This is a genomic window from Curtobacterium sp. VKM Ac-2887 (assembly GCF_015350935.1).
In the GTDB taxonomy this organism is placed as follows: Bacteria; Actinomycetota; Actinomycetes; order Actinomycetales; family Microbacteriaceae; genus Curtobacterium.
The window spans coordinates 197,986-218,104 of sequence record NZ_JADKSB010000005.1; the positions used below are offsets into that span (position 1 = coordinate 197,986).

Annotated in this window: 16 protein-coding genes; 4 read left to right on the plus strand and 12 right to left on the minus strand. The window is 70.5% G+C overall.

Annotated features, from left to right (window positions below; genetic code table 11):
* Window positions 1-4: 4 nt before the first annotated feature.
* From ITJ69_RS08070 to ITJ69_RS08090, 5 genes are all read right to left on the minus strand, one after another.
* Window positions 5-1,774, minus strand: coding sequence for a peptidoglycan D,D-transpeptidase FtsI family protein (locus ITJ69_RS08070; RefSeq protein WP_159573280.1), 1,770 nt, complete (start codon window positions 1,772-1,774; stop codon window positions 5-7).
* A 49-nt stretch (window positions 1,775-1,823) separates the two neighbouring features.
* Window positions 1,824-2,531, minus strand: a complete 708-nt coding sequence (locus ITJ69_RS08075; RefSeq protein ID WP_159573281.1) for a hypothetical protein — start codon at window positions 2,529-2,531, stop codon at window positions 1,824-1,826.
* Window position 2,532: 1 nt separating this feature from the next.
* Window positions 2,533-3,498 (minus strand): 16S rRNA (cytosine(1402)-N(4))-methyltransferase RsmH, encoded by a 966-nt coding sequence (rsmH, locus tag ITJ69_RS08080; protein WP_123292832.1) that lies wholly within the window; start codon window positions 3,496-3,498, stop codon window positions 2,533-2,535.
* Between the two features lie 106 nt (window positions 3,499-3,604).
* Window positions 3,605-4,036 carry a division/cell wall cluster transcriptional repressor MraZ gene (gene mraZ, locus ITJ69_RS08085; protein WP_071254530.1) on the minus strand — a complete coding sequence of 144 codons (432 nt, stop codon included), beginning with the start codon at window positions 4,034-4,036 and terminating at the stop codon, window positions 3,605-3,607.
* Between the two features lie 565 nt (window positions 4,037-4,601).
* Window positions 4,602-5,003, minus strand: coding sequence for a DUF3040 domain-containing protein (locus ITJ69_RS08090; protein ID WP_131846264.1), 402 nt, complete (start codon window positions 5,001-5,003; stop codon window positions 4,602-4,604).
* Between the two features lie 110 nt (window positions 5,004-5,113).
* Between ITJ69_RS08090 and ITJ69_RS08095 the strand changes: the two genes are divergently transcribed.
* A complete protein-coding gene (locus ITJ69_RS08095; RefSeq protein ID WP_111085795.1) occupies window positions 5,114-6,232 on the plus strand; it encodes a polyprenyl synthetase family protein in 1,119 nt (372 codons plus the stop codon).
* Window positions 6,233-6,302: 70 nt separating this feature from the next.
* Here ITJ69_RS08095 and ITJ69_RS08100 read toward each other — a convergent pair whose 3' ends face one another.
* On the minus strand, window positions 6,303-6,659 hold the full coding sequence (locus ITJ69_RS08100) for an Rv2175c family DNA-binding protein (RefSeq protein ID WP_111085815.1): 357 nt from the start codon (window positions 6,657-6,659) through the stop codon (window positions 6,303-6,305).
* 171 nt (window positions 6,660-6,830) lie between these two features.
* Between ITJ69_RS08100 and ITJ69_RS08105 the strand changes: the two genes are divergently transcribed.
* On the plus strand, window positions 6,831-8,132 hold the full coding sequence (locus ITJ69_RS08105) for a LysM peptidoglycan-binding domain-containing protein (RefSeq protein ID WP_323743064.1): 1,302 nt from the start codon (window positions 6,831-6,833) through the stop codon (window positions 8,130-8,132).
* An 82-nt stretch (window positions 8,133-8,214) separates the two neighbouring features.
* Window positions 8,215-10,278 carry a Stk1 family PASTA domain-containing Ser/Thr kinase gene (gene pknB / locus ITJ69_RS08110; protein ID WP_194672502.1) on the plus strand — a complete coding sequence of 688 codons (2,064 nt, stop codon included), beginning with the start codon at window positions 8,215-8,217 and terminating at the stop codon, window positions 10,276-10,278.
* Between the two features lie 303 nt (window positions 10,279-10,581).
* Here the strand turns inward: pknB and ITJ69_RS08115 are convergent, their stop codons facing one another.
* The 3 genes from ITJ69_RS08115 to ITJ69_RS08125 all read right to left on the minus strand — a co-directional run bounded on the left by ITJ69_RS08115 (window position 10,582) and on the right by ITJ69_RS08125 (window position 13,801).
* Window positions 10,582-11,967, minus strand: coding sequence for a class II 3-deoxy-7-phosphoheptulonate synthase (locus ITJ69_RS08115; RefSeq protein WP_123340362.1), 1,386 nt, complete (start codon window positions 11,965-11,967; stop codon window positions 10,582-10,584).
* Between the two features lie 93 nt (window positions 11,968-12,060).
* Window positions 12,061-12,786, minus strand: coding sequence for a lysophospholipid acyltransferase family protein (locus ITJ69_RS08120; protein WP_123292455.1), 726 nt, complete (start codon window positions 12,784-12,786; stop codon window positions 12,061-12,063).
* A 61-nt stretch (window positions 12,787-12,847) separates the two neighbouring features.
* Window positions 12,848-13,801 (minus strand): ROK family glucokinase, encoded by a 954-nt coding sequence (locus ITJ69_RS08125; protein WP_111085799.1) that lies wholly within the window; start codon window positions 13,799-13,801, stop codon window positions 12,848-12,850.
* Between the two features lie 122 nt (window positions 13,802-13,923).
* Between ITJ69_RS08125 and ITJ69_RS08130 the strand changes: the two genes are divergently transcribed.
* The gene (locus ITJ69_RS08130; RefSeq protein ID WP_323743065.1) at window positions 13,924-15,819 is read left to right on the plus strand and encodes a long-chain fatty acid--CoA ligase; all 1,896 of its coding nucleotides are present in this window, start codon (window positions 13,924-13,926) and stop codon (window positions 15,817-15,819) included.
* Window positions 15,820-15,912: 93 nt separating this feature from the next.
* On the opposite strand, the gene ITJ69_RS20715 is transcribed toward ITJ69_RS08130, so the two are convergent.
* The 3 genes from ITJ69_RS20715 to ITJ69_RS08140 all read right to left on the minus strand — a co-directional run bounded on the left by ITJ69_RS20715 (window position 15,913) and on the right by ITJ69_RS08140 (window position 20,085).
* Window positions 15,913-16,044: a hypothetical protein gene (locus ITJ69_RS20715; protein ID WP_260155074.1), complete on the minus strand. Its 132-nt coding sequence runs from the start codon at window positions 16,042-16,044 to the stop codon at window positions 15,913-15,915.
* A 125-nt stretch (window positions 16,045-16,169) separates the two neighbouring features.
* On the minus strand, window positions 16,170-16,673 hold the full coding sequence (locus ITJ69_RS08135) for a peptide deformylase (protein WP_159573893.1): 504 nt from the start codon (window positions 16,671-16,673) through the stop codon (window positions 16,170-16,172).
* A 1-nt stretch (window position 16,674) separates the two neighbouring features.
* The gene (locus ITJ69_RS08140; protein WP_194672503.1) at window positions 16,675-20,085 is read right to left on the minus strand and encodes a pyruvate carboxylase; all 3,411 of its coding nucleotides are present in this window, start codon (window positions 20,083-20,085) and stop codon (window positions 16,675-16,677) included.
* Window positions 20,086-20,119: the final 34 nt, after the last annotated feature.

Sequence of the window (20,119 nt, forward strand, 5' to 3'; positions counted from 1 at the left end):
TTCCTCACCACGTGGACGGGTAGAGCTTCGCCTCGGACGCGGAGGGGGCTACTCGGTACTTCTCGAGCACCTGGGACATGAGTGTGCGGAACGCCGGAGCCGCTCCGCTCGACCACTTGTTGGTCTGCGGCTTCGTGAACGTCACCGTGACAACATACTGGGGGTCTTCGGCGGGTGCCATTCCGGCCACCGAGGTGATGCGCTGACCGCCGTAGCCCTTCGAGCCCTCGGCCACCTCGGCGGTACCGGTCTTCGCGGCGATGTTGTAGCCCGAGATCGGCTTCATGCCCACGAGCGTGCCGCCCGTGACCACGCTCTGGAGCATGTCGGTGACCTGGGTCGCAGCGTCGGCGGACACGACGCGCTGCTTCTGCACGTCGGGCGCGTCGATGGTCTTGCCGTCCGAGGTGGTGCAGCCCTTGACGAAGTGCAGCGGGATCCGGACACCGTCGTTCGCGATGGTCTGGAACACGCTGGCAACCTGGACCGCGGTCGTCGAGATGCCCTGGCCGAACATCGAGTTGATGTTCGTCTGCTGGTCCCAGTTCGGGCTCGAGCCGTAGTCCATCGACGGCTGGCCCGGGTAGTCGATCGCCGACTCCGGCTCGAACAGTCCGAACTTCTGCATGTAGTCGTACCGCTGCTGCGCCGTCAGCCGCGCGCCGAGCTCGGTGATGCCGACGTTCGACGAGTTCTGCAGGATGCCCGTCAGCGTCAGGTTCTCGGTCTCGTGGAACTCGGAGTCGTGGATCGTGCCGCCCCAGGGGAAGGTGCGCGAGTACGGCACGACCGCCTGGTCGGTGGGACTCGACTTGCCCTGGTCGATCAGGGCGGCGGCGATGGCGGCCTTGATCGTCGAACCGGGCTCGTAGGAGTCGGTGAGCGCACGGGAGCCGAACGCCCCCTTGTCGGTCGTGGCGTCGACGTCGTTCGGGTCGACCGTCGGGTAGTCGGCGACCGCGAGCAGCTCGCCCGTCTTCACGCTCGTGACCGTGGCCGTCGCCGACGCCGCCTGCAGGGTCTTCGCGGCGGACGCGATGGTCTGCTGCGCCATGTACTGCAGGTCGCTGTCGATCGTCGTGACGAGCGTGCCGCCGTCCTTGGCCTGCTTCTTCGTCACGGTGCTGCCGGGCAGCTGGACGCCGTCCTCGCCGCGCTCGTACGTCTCCGAGCCGTTCGTGCCGGCGAGGCACTTGTTGTAGGCGTACTCCAGGCCGGCCTGTGCGCCGTCGGTGCCCATGAAGCCGGTGACGTTGCCCGTGGTCGCACCCGTCGGGTACACCCGCGACGCCTGCTGCTCCTTGTAGATCCACGGGATGCCGAGGTCGGTGACGGCCTCGTAGTGCTTCACGTCGAGGCCCTTGACCAGGTACGCGAAGTCCGACTTCGGGTTCGCGGCGATGTTCTTCCGCATGGTTGCGACGTCGCCACCCGAGGCCTTCGCCAGGGCGGTGAGCGCCGTCGACACGCTGATGTCCTTGACCCGGGTCCCGCCGAGCTTGCCCTTGAAGGCCTTGACCAGACGCGGGGCGGTGGTGATGTTGTACCGGGTGACGCTGTCGGCGAGTTCCGTGCCGTTGCGGTCGACGATCGACCCGCGGGTGCCGTAGATCGTCACCGGGATGCTGCGCTTCTGCGTCGACTGCTCGTTGAGGGCCGAGGCCTGCACGACCTGGATGTCGACGAGGCGGACCACGAAGACACCCACCAGGGCGATCACGGCGATCATCACGATGCTGTAGCGCAGTCGGCGGTTTCGGATCGTCTTCGTCACGCGGTGCGGTCCTTCCCGGATGGTGCTGAGGGTGGTTCAAACCCGCAGGTCACCGGGTGGAGGGCGCCTGGAGCTGGTTCGCGTCGGACTCTACGGAGGACTTCGAGGAACCCCCGTCCGACGCGCTGGCGCCGCTCGTCTTCTCAGACGCGGCGGTGCCGGTGGTGCTGTCGGCGGTGCTGTTGCCGGCGGTGTCGTCGGCCTTCGCGTCGGTACTGGCGCTGCCCGTGGTCGAGCCCGTCTCCTTGCTCGTCGACGTGTCGCCCTGCTTCGCAGCGAGGGGGACGTCGTTCAGCAGGGAGTTCGGCACCTGGTTCGAGGTCGCTGCGGTGGCCTGGTCGGCGACCGCCGGCGTCGGCGTGCCGTACACCCGGCCCGTCTTGGGGTCGAGGTACACCGGCGTGGAGTTGGCGATCATCCCGAGCGACTGCGCGTTGCGGGCCAGGTTCTGCGGCGAGTCGAGCACCCGGAGTTCCTCGGAGAGCGACTGCTGCGTGCGGGAGAGGTTCGTCTGCTCCGTGCCGAGGGCGCTCAGCGTGTAGGCCCCCTGGCTGAGCACCATGCTGATGCCGAGCTGGGCGAGCAGCAGGATGCCGAGCGCGACGACCGCCGTGACGGCGTAGCCGATGCGGGGCCGTGCACGGCGCTGGGCCGCGGTCGGCGTGACCTCGACGAGCTCCGGTCGGTGCTGACGGTCCGGGCGCGGGGCGCGGGACGGGACGACGGCGGGGTCGACGAGTGCGAGGTTCGTGCTCATGTCACTTCCGGATCCGCTCGGCCGCGCGCAGGCGCACGGGTGTTGCTCGGGGGTTGGCGGCGCGCTCGGCCTCGTCGGCCAGCTCGGCGCCCTTGACGATCAGGGAGAAGGTGGGGGCGTGCTCGGGGAGCTCGACCGGCAGCCCGGCGGGGGCGCTCGACTTCGTGCGCGCCACCAGTGCCCGCTTGACGATGCGGTCCTCGAGCGACTGGTACGACTCCACGACGATGCGACCGCCGACCGCGATGGCGTCGAGCGCCGCCGGGATCGCGCGTTCGAGGACGCTGAGTTCGGCGTTCACCTCGATGCGGAGCGCCTGGAACACGCGCTTCGCGGGGTGGCCCTGGCGCTGGATCGCGACCGGGGTCGCGTCGTGGAGCACCTGCACCAGGTCGCCCGACATCTCGAACGGCACGCTCGCGCGGCGGTCGACGATGGCCCGGGCGTAGCGGCCGGCGAGCTTCTCCTCGCCGTAGCGCTGGAAGATGCGGCGCAGTTCGCCCTCGTCGTAGGTGGCCAGGACGTCGGCGGCGGTCTGCCCCTCGGTCCGGTCCATGCGCATGTCGAGCGGGGCGTCCTGGCTGTACGCGAAGCCGCGCTCGGCCCGGTCGAGCTGCAGCGAGCTGACGCCGAGGTCGAACAGCACGCCGTCGACCTGGCGGAAGCCCTCGCCCTCGATCGCGTCGACGATGCCGTCGTACACGGTGTGCACCAGGCGGACGCGGTCGCCGAAGCGGGCCAGGCGCTCCCCCGCGATGCCGAGGGCGTCGGTGTCACGGTCGAGACCGATCAGCGTCAGGTCCGGGAACCGCTCGAGCAGCCCCTCGGAGTGTCCGCCCATGCCGAGCGTGGCGTCGACGACGACCTTGCCCGGTCCGTCGAGCGTCGGCGTGAACAGGTCGACGATGCGCTCGAGCATCACCGGCGTGTGCGGGAAGCGTGGTGTCCCGTTGTCGTTGTCGGCCATGTGCAGCCCCTCGTCTTCCGGGCCGCGGGTCCGGATCCCCATCCATGCGACCTGACATCGGGGAAGTGATGTCAGGGCTTCACGGCTGGGAGTCCCGATCCACGGATCAGAAGATCCCCGGGATCACCTCCTCGTCGTTGTCGGCGAACGCCTCTTCGGCTTCGGCGTAGTAGGCCTCCCACGCGGTGGTCGACCAGATCTCGGCACGGTCACCGCTGCCGATGACCGTCAGGTCCCGCTCGAGCCCCGCGTACTCACGGAGGTTCTGCGGGATCGTCACGCGGTTCTGCTTGTCGGGCTGCTCGGCGCTGGCCCCCGAGAGGAACAGGCGCATGTAGTCCCTGGTGCGCTTCGACGTCATCGGTGCGGTCCGGATGCGTTCGTGGAGTTCCTCGAACGTCCGGGCACTGAAGACCACGACGCAGCGTTCCTGGCCGCGGGTCATCACAAGTCCCCCGGACAGTTCGTCCCGGAACTTGGCGGGGAGGATCACGCGACCCTTCTCGTCGAGCTTCGGGGCATGAGTACCGAGCAGCACGCCGGGCCTCCCCTCCGCTCCACCGGACCGTTGCAAGCCCCACTTTACTCCACTGCCCTCCCCTCGGCCAGGATTCCGCTCCCTTTTCGCCCCGTGGCACCCCTTTTGGGGCCGTTTCGGCAGCGCCGAAGCCCGGACAGCGGTGGCGGATGCCCGTCATGCCGGGGATCTGGGCGGGTGTGGCGGCCGTGGAGGAAAGTGGAGGACTTTCGCAGCCAGTGGAGCGTCCCGTGGCGCGCCGAGGTGCGGCGAGGTGCGGCGGCGTGTGGCGAGGGTGCGGCGGCGTGTGTCGCGCTGCTGCTCGGCGTTGCTCGGCGCCGTGGCGTGTGCGCCCGATCACCCCTGCCACACCTCCGCCACACCCCCCTGCCACACCCGAGGCATCGCACCGAGGTTCCACGACAGGCCGCGCGCAGGTCGCCGAGGTTCCACGAAGGGACGCCCGAGCGCGCGAGATGCCGAGATTTCGGAACCTCGACGGCGCTCGACGAGGAACGCCCCCGGAACGCGAAACGGGGCCGGCCCGAAGGCCGGCCCCGTCACGAGGGAGGAGTGTGGAGGGCTGCTACTGCCCCTGGTCGTTCCGCTTGTCCCAGCGGTCGTTCATGCGATCCATGAAGGACCCGCCGCCACCGCCGCCACTGGCCGGACGAGCCGAACCACCGGACGCCGGAGCACCCGGCCGAGCGGGCTTCGCCTTCGGGGCACGCATGCCCGGGCGCAACGCGAAGAGCACACCGGCGAGCATCACGACGAAGCCGAGGATGCCCAGCAGCGGGGCCTTGATCACGAGACCGACGATCACGATCGCGACGCCGGCGAGTGCACCGAGCACTCCGAGCGTGATGGCTGTGTACGTCGGACGACCCTGTCGACGTGTGACACGCGCCACGAAATCGGAATCGTTCTGGTAGAGGCTGCGCTCCATCTCTTCGAGAAGGCGCTGCTCCTGTTCCGAGAGCGGCATCTTGGTTCCCTCTGTTCCTGGGATCGACGCGGGGTTGAACAACCGGGCTGGAAAACACTCGGTTGAGTGGACCGATTCTATGTCCCAACCGCTCCACTAGGGTAGGGACTGTGGCTGAGAGTACGCGATTAGTGGACCTCGTATCGGCGCGTATCGACCGGGCACTCGACGAGCAGCGTGAACGGCTCCTCGCGATCAGCCCCGATCTCGCCCCGTTCGACCTGTACGCCCGAGATCTGCTGTCCGGTGGCAAGCGCTTCCGGGCGCTGTTCTGCTACTGGGGATGGCAGTCGGTGGCGGGCCGTTCGGGCTCGTTCGACCCGCTCGCCGAGGGCTCCCGTCAGACCACGGCCGAGGCGATCGTCACGGTCGCCGCGGCGCTCGAGGTCTTCCACGCAGCAGCCCTGGTGCACGACGACATCATGGACCGCTCGGACACCCGCCGTGGGCGTCCCGCAGCACACCGCCGGTTCGAGTCCCTCCACCAGGAGTCCGGCTTCGTCGGCGACCGCGGGCAGTACGGCACGAACTCGGCGCTGCTGCTCGGCGACCTGCTGCTGTCCCTCAGCGACTCGGTGTTCGACGAGGGCCTCGCGCTCCTCGACCCGGTGCGCGCCCGCATCGTGCGCCAGGAGTTCCACGCGATGCGCCTCGACGTCACCGCGGGCCAGTACCTCGACGTGCACGAAGAGACCGCCTGGCCCGTCATCGACGAGTCCGAGCACCTGCTCCGCGCCCAGCGCGTCATCGTCTTCAAGTCCGCGAAGTACTCGATCGAGGCACCGCTCGTCATCGGCGCGCTGGTCGCCGGCGCGAGCGACTCCCAGCTCGAGGGTCTCCGCGCCTTCGGGCTCCCCCTCGGCGTCGCCTACCAGCTGCGCGACGACATGCTCGGCGTGTTCGGCGACCCCGAGGTCACCGGCAAGCCCGCCGGCGACGACCTGCGCGAGGGCAAGCGGACCGTGCTCATCGCCTCGGCCCGCAAGGCGCTGGCCAGTGGCCCGCGGCAGCTGCTCGACGAGCTCCTCGGCGACCCCGACCTCGACGAGGAGCAGGTGCAGATGCTCCGCGCCACCCTCACCGAGTCCGGTGCGGTCGCCGCGGTCGAGCGTTCCATCGACCGGCACGTGCAGCGTGCGAAGGCGGCGCTCGACGCGTCGCCGTTGACGCCGTCGGCACGCGAGCAGCTCGCGTCGCTGGCCGACACGGTCAGCCGCCGGTCGTCCTAGACGCACCACCAGGACAGACGGGAGGCCCGGTGCCCGCTGGCACCGGGCCTCCCGTCTGCTCGGAACGCGTCTAGAGCAGCGACTGGGCCACGCGACGCACCTCGGCCTTGCGACCGGCGCGCAGCGCCGCGATGGGCGAGACGCCCATCGAGTCGTCGACGGTGAGCATCCAGCGGACCGCCTCGTCGTCGGTGAAGCCGTTGTCGCTGAGCACGGTCAGGGTGCCACGCAGCTCGGGCATGGGCTCGCGGTCCTCGAGGAACTCGCTCGGCACGCGCAGGACACCACCGACGCGGGCCGCCAGCAGGGTCTTCTCCTCGAACAGGCGGTGGATCCGGCCGGGGCTGGTGCTGAACAGGTCCACCAGTTCGGGGACGGTCAGCCAGCGCTCGGAGAGGGAGAGGTCGTCGACGGGTGCAGCACTCACACGCCCATGGTGCCAGAGCGGGGCACCGAGTGAGTACGCACCGTTCGTCACATTCGTCACACGCACCACATCCGGCTCTCTGGTTGACTTGGGAATCACACCATGCCAGCGTTGTGCCACCTGTGAGTGCGCGCATGCACGCGCACGGGACAGTCGAGATCAGGAGAAACCGTGGACAACGCTGCAGACGAAGCCGCCCGGCGCGCACGATCCGCCCGGTTCGCGACCATGCCCATCGTCCTCGCGGGCACGATCGCGGTGACCGCCGGCCTGACCGGCCCCATCGCGCACGCCGAACCGCGACACGACGACGCGGACTCGAACCACAAGCGCCACGTCGACCAGGACCGCAACGTCGGCAACCGTCCGGTCTTCGGCACCGCGGTCGCACGTCCGTCGCAGACCGTCGTCACGACGGTCGCCGCGACGACGAAGGCAGCCGCCCCCACGACCTACACCGTCCGTCAGGGCGACACGGTCTCGGGCATCGCCGCCCGCTTCGGCCTGTCGGCGCAGGAGGTCCTGGTGCGGAACGGCCTCGGCTGGAACACGATCATCCACCCCGGGCAGACGCTGCACCTGGCGTCGACGCCCGCGGTGACCACGGCGCGCACGACCACGAGCGTCGGATCGACGTCCGGGTCCGGGTCGGGGTCGGGGTCGAGCACCTCGAGCTACCACGTGAAGTCGGGCGACACCGTGTCCGGCATCGCATCGCGGGTCGGCGTGTCGACCACGGCGCTCCTCAGCGCCAACAAGCTCTCGCAGCGCAGCGTGATCTACCCCGGTCAGACGCTCCGGGTGCCGCACGGCTCGTCCGGAGGCGGCTCGGTGTCCACGGCCGCAGCGTCGTCGGGTTCGTCGAAGTCGAGTGTGAAGATCTCCTCGGGCGACACGATCGGCTCGATCGCTGCGTCCCACCACGTCTCCGTCGCCTCGCTGCTGTCGGCGAACGGCCTGACCTACACGAGCACGATCTACGCGGGCAAGACCCTCGTCATCCCGTCGTCGAGCACTGCTGCGACGACCGCCGCCGCGCCGTCGCGTGCCGCGGTGAGCGCCGCCGTCGGACTGAGTGCCGAGCAGCGCCAGAACGCAGCCACCATCGTCGCCGTCGGCCGCTCCCTCGGGGTGTCCGACCGCGGCATCGTGGTGGCCCTGGCCGCCGCGATGCAGGAGTCGAGCCTGCGCAACCTGCCCCACGGCGACCGCGACTCGGTCGGCCTGTTCCAGCAGCGGCCGAGCCAGGGCTGGGGCAGTGCGGCGAAGCTGCAGGACCCCGCGTACGCGACGAAGCTGTTCTTCGGCGGTCGCAGCAACCCGAACGTCGGCAAGACCCGCGGGCTGCTCGACGTGCCCGGGTGGTCGTCGATGAGCATCACCGACGCCGCCCAGGCCGTGCAGCTCTCCGCCTACCCCAAGGCCTACGCCAACTGGGCGAGCGCCGCCCAGGGCTGGCTGGCCACCCTCTGAGTCTCATCCGGAAGATCGAGATTGGGTCACGACCGGTGCGCCGGTGCGGTGTCGTGCAGTCTCGATTCGTAGAATGCCGCCGATGACCACCAACGCCGCCACGGATCCGATGATCGGTCGCATGATCGATCAGCGGTACCGCGTCCGCTCCCGCATCGCGCGCGGGGGCATGGCGACCGTGTACCTCGCGACCGACGTCCGCCTCGAGCGACGCGTCGCGATCAAGATCATGCACGGGCACCTGGCCGACGACCAGGCCTTCCGTGAGCGCTTCATCCAAGAGGCCCGGTCCGCCGCGCGGCTGTCCCACCCGAACCTGGTCGGCGTCTACGACCAGGGCGCCGAGGACGACACCGCCTACATCGTGATGGAGTACATCCCGGGCATCACGCTGCGGGACCTGCTGCAGGAACACCACGCCCTGACGCCCGAGCAGGCGACCGACATCCTGCGCGCCGTGCTGGCCGGACTCGCCTCGGCCCACCGCGCCGGCATCGTGCACCGCGACCTGAAGCCCGAGAACGTCCTGCTCGCCGACGACGGCCGCATCAAGCTCGGCGACTTCGGCCTGGCCCGGGCGACGACGGCGAACACCGCGACCGGGGCCGCCCTGCTCGGCACGATCGCGTACCTCTCCCCCGAGCTCGTCACCCGTGGCGCCGCCGACTCACGCAGCGACATCTACGCGCTCGGCATCATGCTCTACGAGATGCTCACCGGCGAGCAGCCCTACAAGGGCGAGCAGCCGATGCAGATCGCCTACCAGCACGCGAACGACACGGTGCCCGTCCCGAGTGCCGCGGTGTCCGGCGTCCCGCCCGAGCTCGACGAGCTCGTCGCCTGGTCGACCGCCCGCGACCCCGAGGACCGACCGCGCGACGCCCGCGAGATGCTCGACCACATGGCGGGCAACCAGCAGCGTGCCACGGGCCAGTACCGGACCGCCGTGCTGCGGCCCGAGAACGCGACCGCCATCCTGCCGTCCGGCGGCGGGACCGCTGCCGGTGTCGGCGCTGCTGCCGCTGGTGCCCGTGCTGCCGCCGACGCACCGGCGGCCACCGATGCCACGGCGATCATCGACAGCCCCGACCGCGGGCGTCCCACGACCCGGAACCGCAACACCGGTCCGGGCCCGCGCCGCACGGGCGCGCAGCCCGGGGTGCTCTCGCCCGCGGGACAGCGCCTGGCCGACCTCTCCGCGAAGCGTCGCAAGCGCGGCTGGATCGCGCTGTCGGTCTTCGTCGTGCTCCTGCTCATCGGCGCGGGCTTCGGCTGGTACTTCGGGCCGGGGCCGGGTGGCAACGTGCGCATCCCCGAAGTGACGGGCAAGTCGGTCTCGCAGGCCCGGCAGCTGCTCGAAGCCCAGGGCCTGCACGCGGCGTCGAAGACCGGAACCCGGTTCGACGCCGTCGTCGCGAAGGGACAGGTGTCCATCACCAAGCCGGCCGCGAAGCGCGAGGTGCAGAAGGGCACGTCGGTGCAGCTCGTCGTGTCGAACGGGCCGAAGATGATCGCGCTTCCGACGATCGTCGGGCAGCCGATCTCCACCGTCACCGCCGCGCTCGACGACGACTTCGAGCTGCAGGACAACCGGTACGAGTTCTCGGCCGACGCCGCGAAGGACACCGTCATCGCGGCGACCGGCCGCGCGTCCGGCGGCAAGGCGCTCGACCTGACGTCGGTCAAGGCCTACGGGGAGACCGGCCCGGTCACGCTCACGGTGTCCCTCGGCGCCGTGCCGGACGTCGTCGGGAAGACCGTCGACCAGGCCTCCGCGGAGCTCGACGCGGTCGGCCTCGTCCTCGGCGCCCGCACCGAGGAGTTCAGCGAGGACGTCCCCTCCGGACAGATCGTCTCCGCCGAGGTGCAGGACTCCCCCGCCGTGCGCGGCACCGCGATCGACGTCGTCGTGTCGAAGGGCCCGACGCCGATCACCCTGCCCGAGGACGGCGTCGTCGGCTCGACCATCAACGAGGCCACCGCGACGCTCGAGGGCCTCGGGCTCAAGGTCTCCGTGCCCGACTGCACGAACATCCTGTGCGGGTTCTACGACTGGAAGTCGTCGCTGCCGGTGACCGGTACCAACCCGGGCGCCGGAGCCACGGTGTACCGCGGCGACACGGTCACGCTCTCCTACGACCAGTAGGCGGTCCCGCCCGCCCGGTCCGGTCCGGTCCGGTCCGCCGAAGCGACACCTGTCCGCTCGGCGTCGCCGAAGGCACCGCGAAAGCGACAGTGTGCCGTCGAACATCGGCGGCACACTGTCGCTTTCGCGGACCGGCGCGGGAAACGCGTGGCCGGGCGCGAGGTGGACGCAACCGGCACGGCGGACGGGAGGCGCGGGGCAGAGCCGCCACGGGCCTCCCGTCCGGCACACGGAAGCGACAGAACCCCGCCAACGGTTCGCGGGGTTCTGTCGCTCTGGCGGGACTGACCCGGCCCGGTCGCGCTACGCGCGCACGTGCGGGTGCGCGCCGAGCTCCTCGGCCACGAGGAACGCGAGCTCGAGCGACTGCATGTGGTTCAGCCGCGGGTCGCACAGCGACTCGTAGCGGGTGGCGAGGGTGGCCTCGTCGATGTGCTCCGACCCGCCGAGGCACTCCGTGACGTCGTCACCGGTGAGCTCGACGTGCATGCCACCCGGGTACGTACCGACCTGGCGGTGCGCCTCGAAGAAGCCGAGGACCTCGTCCACGACGTCGTCGAACCGACGGGTCTTGTAGCCGGTGGGCGTGGTCAGGCCGTTGCCGTGCATCGGGTCGGTGACCCACAGCGGGTTGGCGTCCATCCCCTTGATCGCCTCGAGCAGCTTGGGCAGCTCGTCGCGGATCTTGCCGGCACCCATGCGCGTGATGAACGTCAGACGGCCGGGCTCGCGGTTCGGGTCGAGCTTGTCGACCAGGGCCTTCATGTCGTCGACGCTCGTGGTCGGGCCGAGCTTCACGCCGATCGGGTTCCGCACCCGCGACAGGAAGTCCACGTGGGCACCGTCGAGATCACGCGTGCGCTCACCGATCCAGATGAAGTGGCCGGAGGTGTCGTACGCCAGACCGGACCGCGAGTCGATGCGGGTCATCGGGCGCTCGTAGTCCATGAGCAGACCCTCGTGCGACGCGTAGAACTCGACGTGCTTGAGCGCCTCGAAGTCGGCACCGCAGGCGTCCATGAAGCGGATCGCGCGGTCGATCTCCTTGGCGAGGTGCTCGTAGCGGGCGTTCGCCGGGTTCGACGCGAAGCCCTTGTTCCACGAGTGCACCTGGCGCAGGTCGGCGAAGCCACCCTGCGTGAAGGCGCGGACGAGGTTCAGCGTCGACGCGGCCGTGTGGTACCCCTGCACCAGGCGGCGCGGGTCGGCCGTCCGGCTCTCCGGCGTGAAGTCGTAGCCGTTCACGATGTCGCCGCGGTAGGCGGGCAGCGTGACGTCGCCGCGGGTCTCGAAGTCGCTCGAGCGCGGCTTGGCGAACTGCCCGGCCATGCGACCCATCTTGATGACGGGCATCGACGCGCCGTAGGTCAGGACGACGGCCATCTGCAGGATCGTCTTGACGCGGTCGCGGATGGAGTCGGCGGTCGCGCCGGCGAAGGTCTCGGCGCAGTCACCGCCCTGCAGCAGGAACGCCTTGCCCTGTGCGGCGGCGGCGAGCCGCTCGCGGAGCTTGTCGACCTCGCCCGCGAAGACGAGGGGCGGCAGCGTGGCGATCTCGGCCGAGGCGGCCTCGGCCGCTGCGGCGTCGGGCCACGTGGGCTGCTGCTTGATGGGGAGGGTGCGCCAATAGTCGAGGCCCTCGATGACGTCCGGATCCTGCAGGGCGACGAAGTCGGTCGACTCGAACAAGGGCGTTACCTCGGTGTTCTGTGCGGGCGGCCCGCCTGGCCGCCGGAAGGCGGCAGAACGGGCGTCCTGGCGGAGTGCCGGGACCATCAGAGCCTAACGTGCGGGCGACGACTTCCGTTCCCGCATGACTGCCTCGCGTGCGGAGCTCGCGCGTTCCTTGACGCTCGTCGCGTACACGTCGACGTACTCCTGACGGCTCAGCCCCGCGAGCTCGTGCATGACCTCGTCGGTGACGCTGCGCAGGATGAACCGGTCGGTCTCGAAGCCCTGGAAGCGCGAGAAGTCGAGCGGCTTGCCGAACACCACGCCGACGCGCTTGATCTTCGGGAAGCGCTGCCCGATCTGCTGCACTTCACGCGTGCCGACCATGGCGACGGGGACGACGAGCACCCGGCCCTCGAGGATCATCCGCGCGATGCCGGTGCGACCGCGGTAGAGCTTGCCGTCGGGGCTGCGCGTGCCCTCCGGGTAGATGCCGAGCTGCTCGCCGCGGGCCAGGACCTGCAGGCCGGTGCGGAGCGAGGCCTCGGACGCCTTGCCGCCGGAGCGGTCGATCGGCAGCTGGCCGATGGCGTTGAAGAACGTCTTCGTCGCCCAGCCCTTGAGCCCCCGCCCGGTGAAGTAGTCGCTCTTCGCCAGGAAGGACAGCCGCCGGTCGAGCACGGCCGGCAGGATCACCGAGTCGATGAAGGAGATGTGGTTGGACGCGAAGATGACCGGGCCCTTGGCGGGGACGTTCTCACGGCCGACCACCCACGGGCGGAACAGGGTGAGGATGAGCGGGCCGAGCAGGAAGTTCTTCAGCAGCCAGTAGGTCATCGACGACTCCAGGTGGTGGGGTGGGCCTGAGCGACCCTACGCCGTGCGGGCCGGTACGCGGTTACGCCGTGCGGGCGTGGATGCGGGCCAGGTCGGCGGCGCCGACGACTCCGGCGTCGTTCACCAGCTCGGCGATCACGAAGTCCGGCTCGGGGTGGTAGCCACGCGCCGGCAGGTTGTTGAGGTACGCCTGCTTGATCGGGTCGAGCAGCCGGTCCCCCGCGCTGGCGACCCCGCCGCCGAACACGAACAGCTGCGGGTCGAGCACCGCGGACAGCGAGGCGCAGGCCTCACCGAGGTGGCGGCCGAGGCGACGGAGCGCCGCGAGGGCACCCGGGTCGTCGGCCAGGATCAGGTCGCCCACGATGTGTCCGTCGAGCTCGCCGCCGTTGGCTTCGCGCGCGTCGGCCAGCGCGGAGCCGATGCCGCCGGCGTCGGCGACGTCGTTCGCCATCCGCTGCAGGGCACGGCCGGAACCGTACTGCTCGATGCAGCCACGCGCGCCACAGCCGCAGGGCAGACCGTTCGGCACGATGCGCAGGTGGCCGATCTCGCCGCCGGTGCCGAACCCACCGCGGAACAGGCGGTCCTCGGTCACGATGGCGCCGCCCACACCGGTGCCGATGGTGAGCATCGTCATGTCGGAGACGAGCCGGCCGGCGCCGAAGCGGAACTCGGCCCACCCGGCGGCGTTGGCGTCGTTGTCGACCGTGATGTGCAGGTCGCCGAGGCGCTGCTGCAGCTTCTGGCGCAGGGGCTCGTTCCGCCACCGGATGTTCGGCGTGTAGTAGACGATCGACTGCGAGGCGTCGATGAAGCCCGGGGCCGCGACGCCGACCGCGCCGACCTCGTGTCCTGAGCTGAGTCGCTCGACCATCGAGACGACGTCGTCGAGCATGGCGTTCGGGTCCGCAGCGTTGGTGGCCACGCGGTCCTCGGCGATGATCTCGCCGAGTTCCGTCACGACCGCTCCCGCGATCTTGGTGCCCCCGATGTCGATTCCGATGGCGTGCACGGTCCAAGAGCCTACCGGTTCACCGCGAACTCACGGAACGCCCGGTGACGCGTCCTATGCTGACCGTGTCGCCTCGCAGGATGAGGCGCCCTCGAATCGAACCGGCAGACAAGGGAGTCACCGTGAACGATCAGCGACCCGAACGCGCCAGTCAGGTCCCGACCGGGAGGCACGCCTCGCGTCCGACGAGCGGCCCCGTCGCTCCTGACCACGGCTCCGCAGCGCGGCTGCTCGGCGACCGCGCCCGTCTGACGCCGTCGCGTCCGATCCTGGCCCAGCGCCACGGCGACACGTGGACGACGATCACCGCCGGCGAGGTGCTCGCACGGGTCCGCGGCATCGCGAAGGGCTTCGTCGCCGCCGGCCTCGAGCCCGGCGCCCACGTCGCGATCCTGTCCCGCACGCGCCTGGAGTGGACGCTCGTCGACTTCGCGGTGTGGACGGCGGGCCTGGTCTCCGTCCCCGTCTACGAGACAAGTTCTCCCGACCAGGTCCGGTGGATCCTCTCCGACTCCGAGGCCGTCGCGATCGTCGTCGAGCAGGAGGAGCACGCGCGTCGGGTCGCCTCGATCGCCCCGGACCTGCCGCACCTCGGGCAGCACTGGACGATCGACGGCGGCGGGCTCGACGACCTGACCCGGCTCGGCGAGAACGTCACCGACGACGAACTCGACGCGCGGACGGCATCGGTGCACGGCCACGACGACGCGACGATCATCTACACCTCCGGGTCGACCGGACGCCCGAAGGGGTGCGTCCTGCGGCACGACAACTTCACCGCGACGGTCGAGAACGCCAGTGTCGCGATGCCCGAGGTCGTCGCGGACGGCGCCTCGACCCTGCTCTTCATCCCGATGGCCCACGTGTTCGCCCGCTTCATCGCGGCGATGTCGGTGTCCGCCGGGGTACTGGTCGGCCACGAGCCGGACACGAAGGACCTCATGCAGGCCGTGTCGTCGTTCAAGCCGTCCTTCCTGCTGGCGGTCCCCCGGGTGTTCGAGAAGATCTACAACGCCTCCGAGCAGAAGGCCGACCTCGGCGGCAAGGGGAAGGTCTTCCGGGCCGCTGCGGACACCGCGGTCGCCCACTCCGAGGCCTTGGCCGCCGGTCGGGTCCCGCTCGTGCTCGGCCTGAAGTTCAAGCTGTTCGACAAGCTCGTCTACGCGAAGCTCCGGAACGCCCTCGGTGGCCGCACCGAGTACGCGGTCAGTGGCTCGGCACCGCTCTCGCCGCGGCTGTCGCACTTCTTCCGCTCGATCGGGGTGCTCATCCTCGAGGGCTACGGGCTCACCGAGACGACGGCCCCCGCGACCGTGAACCGCGCGGCGGACCTGCGCATCGGGACGGTCGGGCCGGCACTCCCCGGGGTCGAGATCCGGATCGCCGACGACCAGGAGATCCTGATCCGCGGCGTCGACGTGTTCGACCGCTACTGGCGGAACGACGAGGCCACCGAGCGGGCGTTCACCGACGACGGCTGGTTCCGCACGGGCGACCTCGGACGGCTCGACGACGACGGCATCCTGACGGTGACCGGACGCGCCAAGGAACTCATCGTCACCGCGAGCGGCAAGAACGTCGCACCGGCACCGCTCGAGGACGGCGTCCGCGAACACCCGCTCATCGGGCAGGTCGTGGTCGTCGGCGAGGGCAAGCCCTTCATCGCCGCCCTCGTCACGCTCGACCGCGAGATGCTCCCGGGGTGGTGCGAGAGCCGCGGGATCACCCCGGCGCTCTCCGCGCACGAGGCCGCGTACGACGAACGCGTGCTCACCGCCGTGCAAGAGGCGATCGACACCGCGAACGGCCGGGTCTCACGAGCCGAGTCGGTCCGGTCGTTCACGATCCTGGACACCGAGCTGACGGAGGGCTCCGGACACCTGACGCCGAAGCTGACGATCAAGCGGTCGGTCATCCTGCGCGACTTCGCGGCCGACATCGACCACATCTACTCGGGGTCGAAGGTGCAGACGACCGCGACGCCCGTCATCGAGGAGCGTCGCGCGCGCCGCGGGTAGCGCTCCGCCGTCTCGGCGTACCGGGGCGTTTCGGGCGTACCAGGTCGTTTCTTCCGACCAGGTACGCCCGATTCCGCCAGGTGAGCGCGGGGCTCAGGCCTCCGGCGACTGCTCCGGCGCGGGGGCGTCGAGGACGGCGGTCGAACCGGTGGCGACCGTGGTGTCGGCCGGACGACGGTTGGTGCGGGTGCGGTGCGAGCTGAGCTCGTCAGTCTGACTGGTCATGCGGGAGTCCTGGGGGGATGGGATGGTCGTCGGTGGGAGGCCGACGCCGATACGGTACCTCTTCGTCAGGACAAAGCGACAATCCCCCGTGGGGGTGTCATGAGCAGGCACTCATGACCTGCGGATCAGTGGAACCACTCCTGCGCCCGGATGTCCCGCAGCGCCTGCCGTCGGACCTCTGGTTCGAGCGTCATCACGTAGACGGTGCCGTCCAGGTGGTCGACCTCGTGCTGCAGCGCCTCGGCCATCAGTCCGGTGCCCTCGAGCACCACCTCGGCGCCGTCGACGTCGACGCCACGGACCTTGGCGTACGGGTGCCGCCGGGTCGGGTAGCCGAGCCCCGGGACGGACAGGCACCCTTCCTCCATGAGCTCGGGCTCCCCCGAGACCTCGACGACCTCGGGGTTCAGGACGTACCCGACCTCGCCGTCGACGTTGTACGAGAACGCGCGGAGTCCGACACCGATCTGCGGCGCGGCCACACCGGCGCGGCCGGGCTCCTTGACGGTGTCGATCAGGTCCTGCACGAGGTCGCGGACCCCGCTCGACCCGAAGGCCGCCGGAGCGATCGGGTCCGCAGGCGAACGGAGGACGGGGTCGCCGAACAGGCGGATGGGACGGACGGTCAATTTACTGCAGCACCACCAGGAGGTCGCCGGCGTCCACCTGCTGGGTCGCCGGGATCGCGAGACGGCCGACGGTGCCCGCCACGGGCGCCGTGATGGCCGCTTCCATCTTCATCGCCTCGATGCTCGCCACGGCCGCTCCGGCCTCGACGACGTCACCGACGGCGACCTTGAGCGTCACCACACCGGAGAACGGCGCGGCGACGTGCTTCGGGTCGGACTTGTCGGCCTGCTCGGCGACCTTCGTCTCGACCTCGATCGACCGGTCGCGGACCGAGACCGGGCGGAGCTGCCCGTTCATCGTGGCCATGACCGTGCGGATGCCCTTGTCGTCGACCTCGCCGATCGCCTCGAGCCCGACGAACAGGTTGACGCCCTTGCCGAGCGGCACGACGTGCTCCTGCCCGGGGCGCAGCCCGTACAGGTAGTCGACGGTCGGCACCACGGACAGGTCGCCGTACTGCTCGCGCACCCGCTCGAACTGGGCCGTGGGCTGCGGGAACAGCAGCCGGTTCAACGCCTGCTGGCGCTCGGGCCCCGCGGCGTCGAGGTGCGCGCGCTCGGCGTCCGGCACCGGGGTGATCTCGAGGCGGACGTCGCGGCCCGCCAGGACCTTCGTCCGGAACGGCTCCGGCCAGCCACCCGGCAGGTCACCGAGCTCGCCGGCCATGAACCCGACGACGGAGTCCGGGATGTCGTACTTGTCCGGGTTCTGCTCGAAGTCGGCCGGGTCGGCGTTCACCGCGGCGAGCTGCAGCGCGAGGTCACCGACCACCTTCGACGACGGCGTGACCTTCGTCGGGCGTCCGAGGATCCGGTTCGCCTCGGCGTACCAGTCCTCGACCTGCTCGAACCGGTCGCCCAGGCCGAGCGCGATCGCCTGCTGGCGGAGGTTCGACAGCTGACCACCGGGAATCTCGTGCTTGTAGACCCGACCCGTCGGGCCGGGCAGCCCGGACTCGAACGGGGCGTAGGCCCGACGGACCGCCTCCCAGTAGGGCTCGAGGTCGCCGACCGCGTCGAGGGACAGTCCGGTGTCGCGCTCCGTGTGGGCCAGGGCGGCGACCAGCGCGGACATGCTCGGCTGGCTCGTCGTGCCGGCCATCGGCGCCGAGGCGACGTCCACCGCGTCCGCACCGGCACGCGCGGCGGCGAGGAGCGTCGCGAGCTGCCCACCGGCGGTGTCGTGCGTGTGCACGTGCACGGGCTGGTCGAAGCGCTCGCGCAGCGCGCCGACGAGCTTCTCGGCGGCGCCGGCGCGGAGCAGGCCGGCCATGTCCTTGATGCCGATGACGTGCGCGCCGGCCTCGACCATCTGCTCCGCCAGGCGGAGGTAGTAGTCCAACGTGTACAGGTCCTCGGCAGGATCGAGGAGGTCGGCGGTGTAGCAGAGCGCCGCTTCGGCGACGGCCGTGCCGGTCGCGAGCACTGCCTCCAGGGCCGGTCGCAACTGGCTGACGTCGTTGAGCGCGTCGAACACGCGGAAGACGTCGACGCCCGTGGCGGCGGCCTCGGCGACGAACGCGTCCGTCACCTCGGTCGGGTACGGGGTGTAGCCGACCGTGTTGCGGCCGCGCAGCAGCATCTGGATCGGGATGTTCGGCATCGCCTCGCGCAGCGAGGCCAGGCGCTCCCACGGGTCCTCGCCGAGGAACCGGAGGGCGACGTCGTACGTCGCTCCACCCCAGGCCTCGACGCTCAGCAGCTGCGGCGTGAGCCGCGCGACGTACGGTGCGACGGCGACGAGGTCCTTCGTGCGGACGCGGGTGGCGAGCAGCGACTGGTGCGCGTCCCGCATCGTCGTCTCCGTCACGGCGAGCCGGGTCTGGGCACGGAGTGCCTTCGCCCACTCGGCCGGACCCTGCGCCAGCAGCAGGTCGCGCTGGCCCTCGGGCACCGGGGCGCTGAGGTCGAGGGCGGGGAGCTTGGCGCTCGGGTCGGTGACCAGCGGCGACCGCTCACCGTTCGGCTTGTTCACCGTGACGTCGGCCAGCCAGTTCAGGACCTTGGTGCCGCGGTCCTTCGACACGTGGCCGCTGAACAGCTGCGGACGCTCCTCGATGAACTTCGTCGAGACGTCGCCGCGGGCGAAGTCCGGGTCCTCGAGCACGGCCTGCAGGAACGGGATGTTCGTGCTGACGCCGCGGATGCGGAACTCGGCGAGGGCACGCTTCGCACGGGCGACGGCCGTCGGGAAGTCGCGTCCGCGGCACGTCATCTTGGCGAGCATGGAGTCGAAGTGCGGGCTGATCTGCGCACCGGTGGCGACCGTACCGCCGTCCAGGCGCACGCCAGCGCCACCGGGGCTGCGGTACGTGGTGATGCGGCCGGTGTCCGGCCGGAAGCCCTGCGTCGGGTCCTCGGTCGTGATGCGGGTCTGCAGCGCGGCCCCGTGCACGGAGACGGTGTCCTGCGACAGGCCGAGGTCGGCGAGCGACTCGCCCGAGGCGATGCGCATCTGCGACTGCACCAGGTCGACGTCGGTGACCTCTTCGGTGACGGTGTGCTCGACCTGGATGCGCGGGTTCATCTCGATGAAGACGTGCTGACCCTCGCGCTCGCCCTCGGTGTCGAGCAGGAACTCGACGGTGCCGGCGTTCACGTAGCCGATCGACCGGGCGAAGGCCACGGCGTCGCGGTGCAGAGCCCGGGCGACGGCGGGGTCGAGGTTCGGCGCCGGGGCGATCTCGACGACCTTCTGGTTGCGGCGCTGCACGGAGCAGTCCCGCTCGAACAGGTGGATCGTCCCCGCCTCGGTGCCCGTCGCGTCGGCGAGGATCTGCACCTCGATGTGCCGCGGCCGGATCACCGCCTGCTCGAGGAACATGGTCGGGTCGCCGAACGCACTGTCGGCCTCGCGCATCGCTGCTTCGAGCGCTGCACGGAGTTCGGGCTTGGTCTCGACCCGGCGCATGCCACGGCCGCCACCGCCGGCGACGGCCTTGGCGAACACCGGGAACCCGATGGCGTCGGAGCCGGCGATGAGCTTCTCGATGTCGCGACTCGCCGGGGTGCTCGCGAGGACCGGGACGCCGGCCGCGATCGCGTGCTCCTTCGCGGTCACCTTGTTGCCGGCCATCTCGAGCACGTGTTCGCCCGGACCGATGAAGGTGATGCCGGCTGCGGCGGCCGCGGCGGCGAGCTCCGGGTTCTCGGACAGGAAGCCGTACCCCGGGTAGATCGCGTCGGCGCCCGACTCGCGCGCCACGCGGATGATCTCGGAGACGTCCAGGTACGCCCGGACCGGGTGGCCACGCTCACCGATCAGGTAGGCCTCGTCGGCCTTCAGGCGGTGCAGGGAGTTCCGGTCTTCGTAGGGGTAGACGGCGACGGTGCGCGCCCCCAGTTCGTACGCGGCACGGAATGCGCGGATGGCGATCTCACCACGGTTCGCCACGAGGATCTTGCTGAACACGACGTCCCTTTCAGCCCGGGTTGAGGTGAGACAA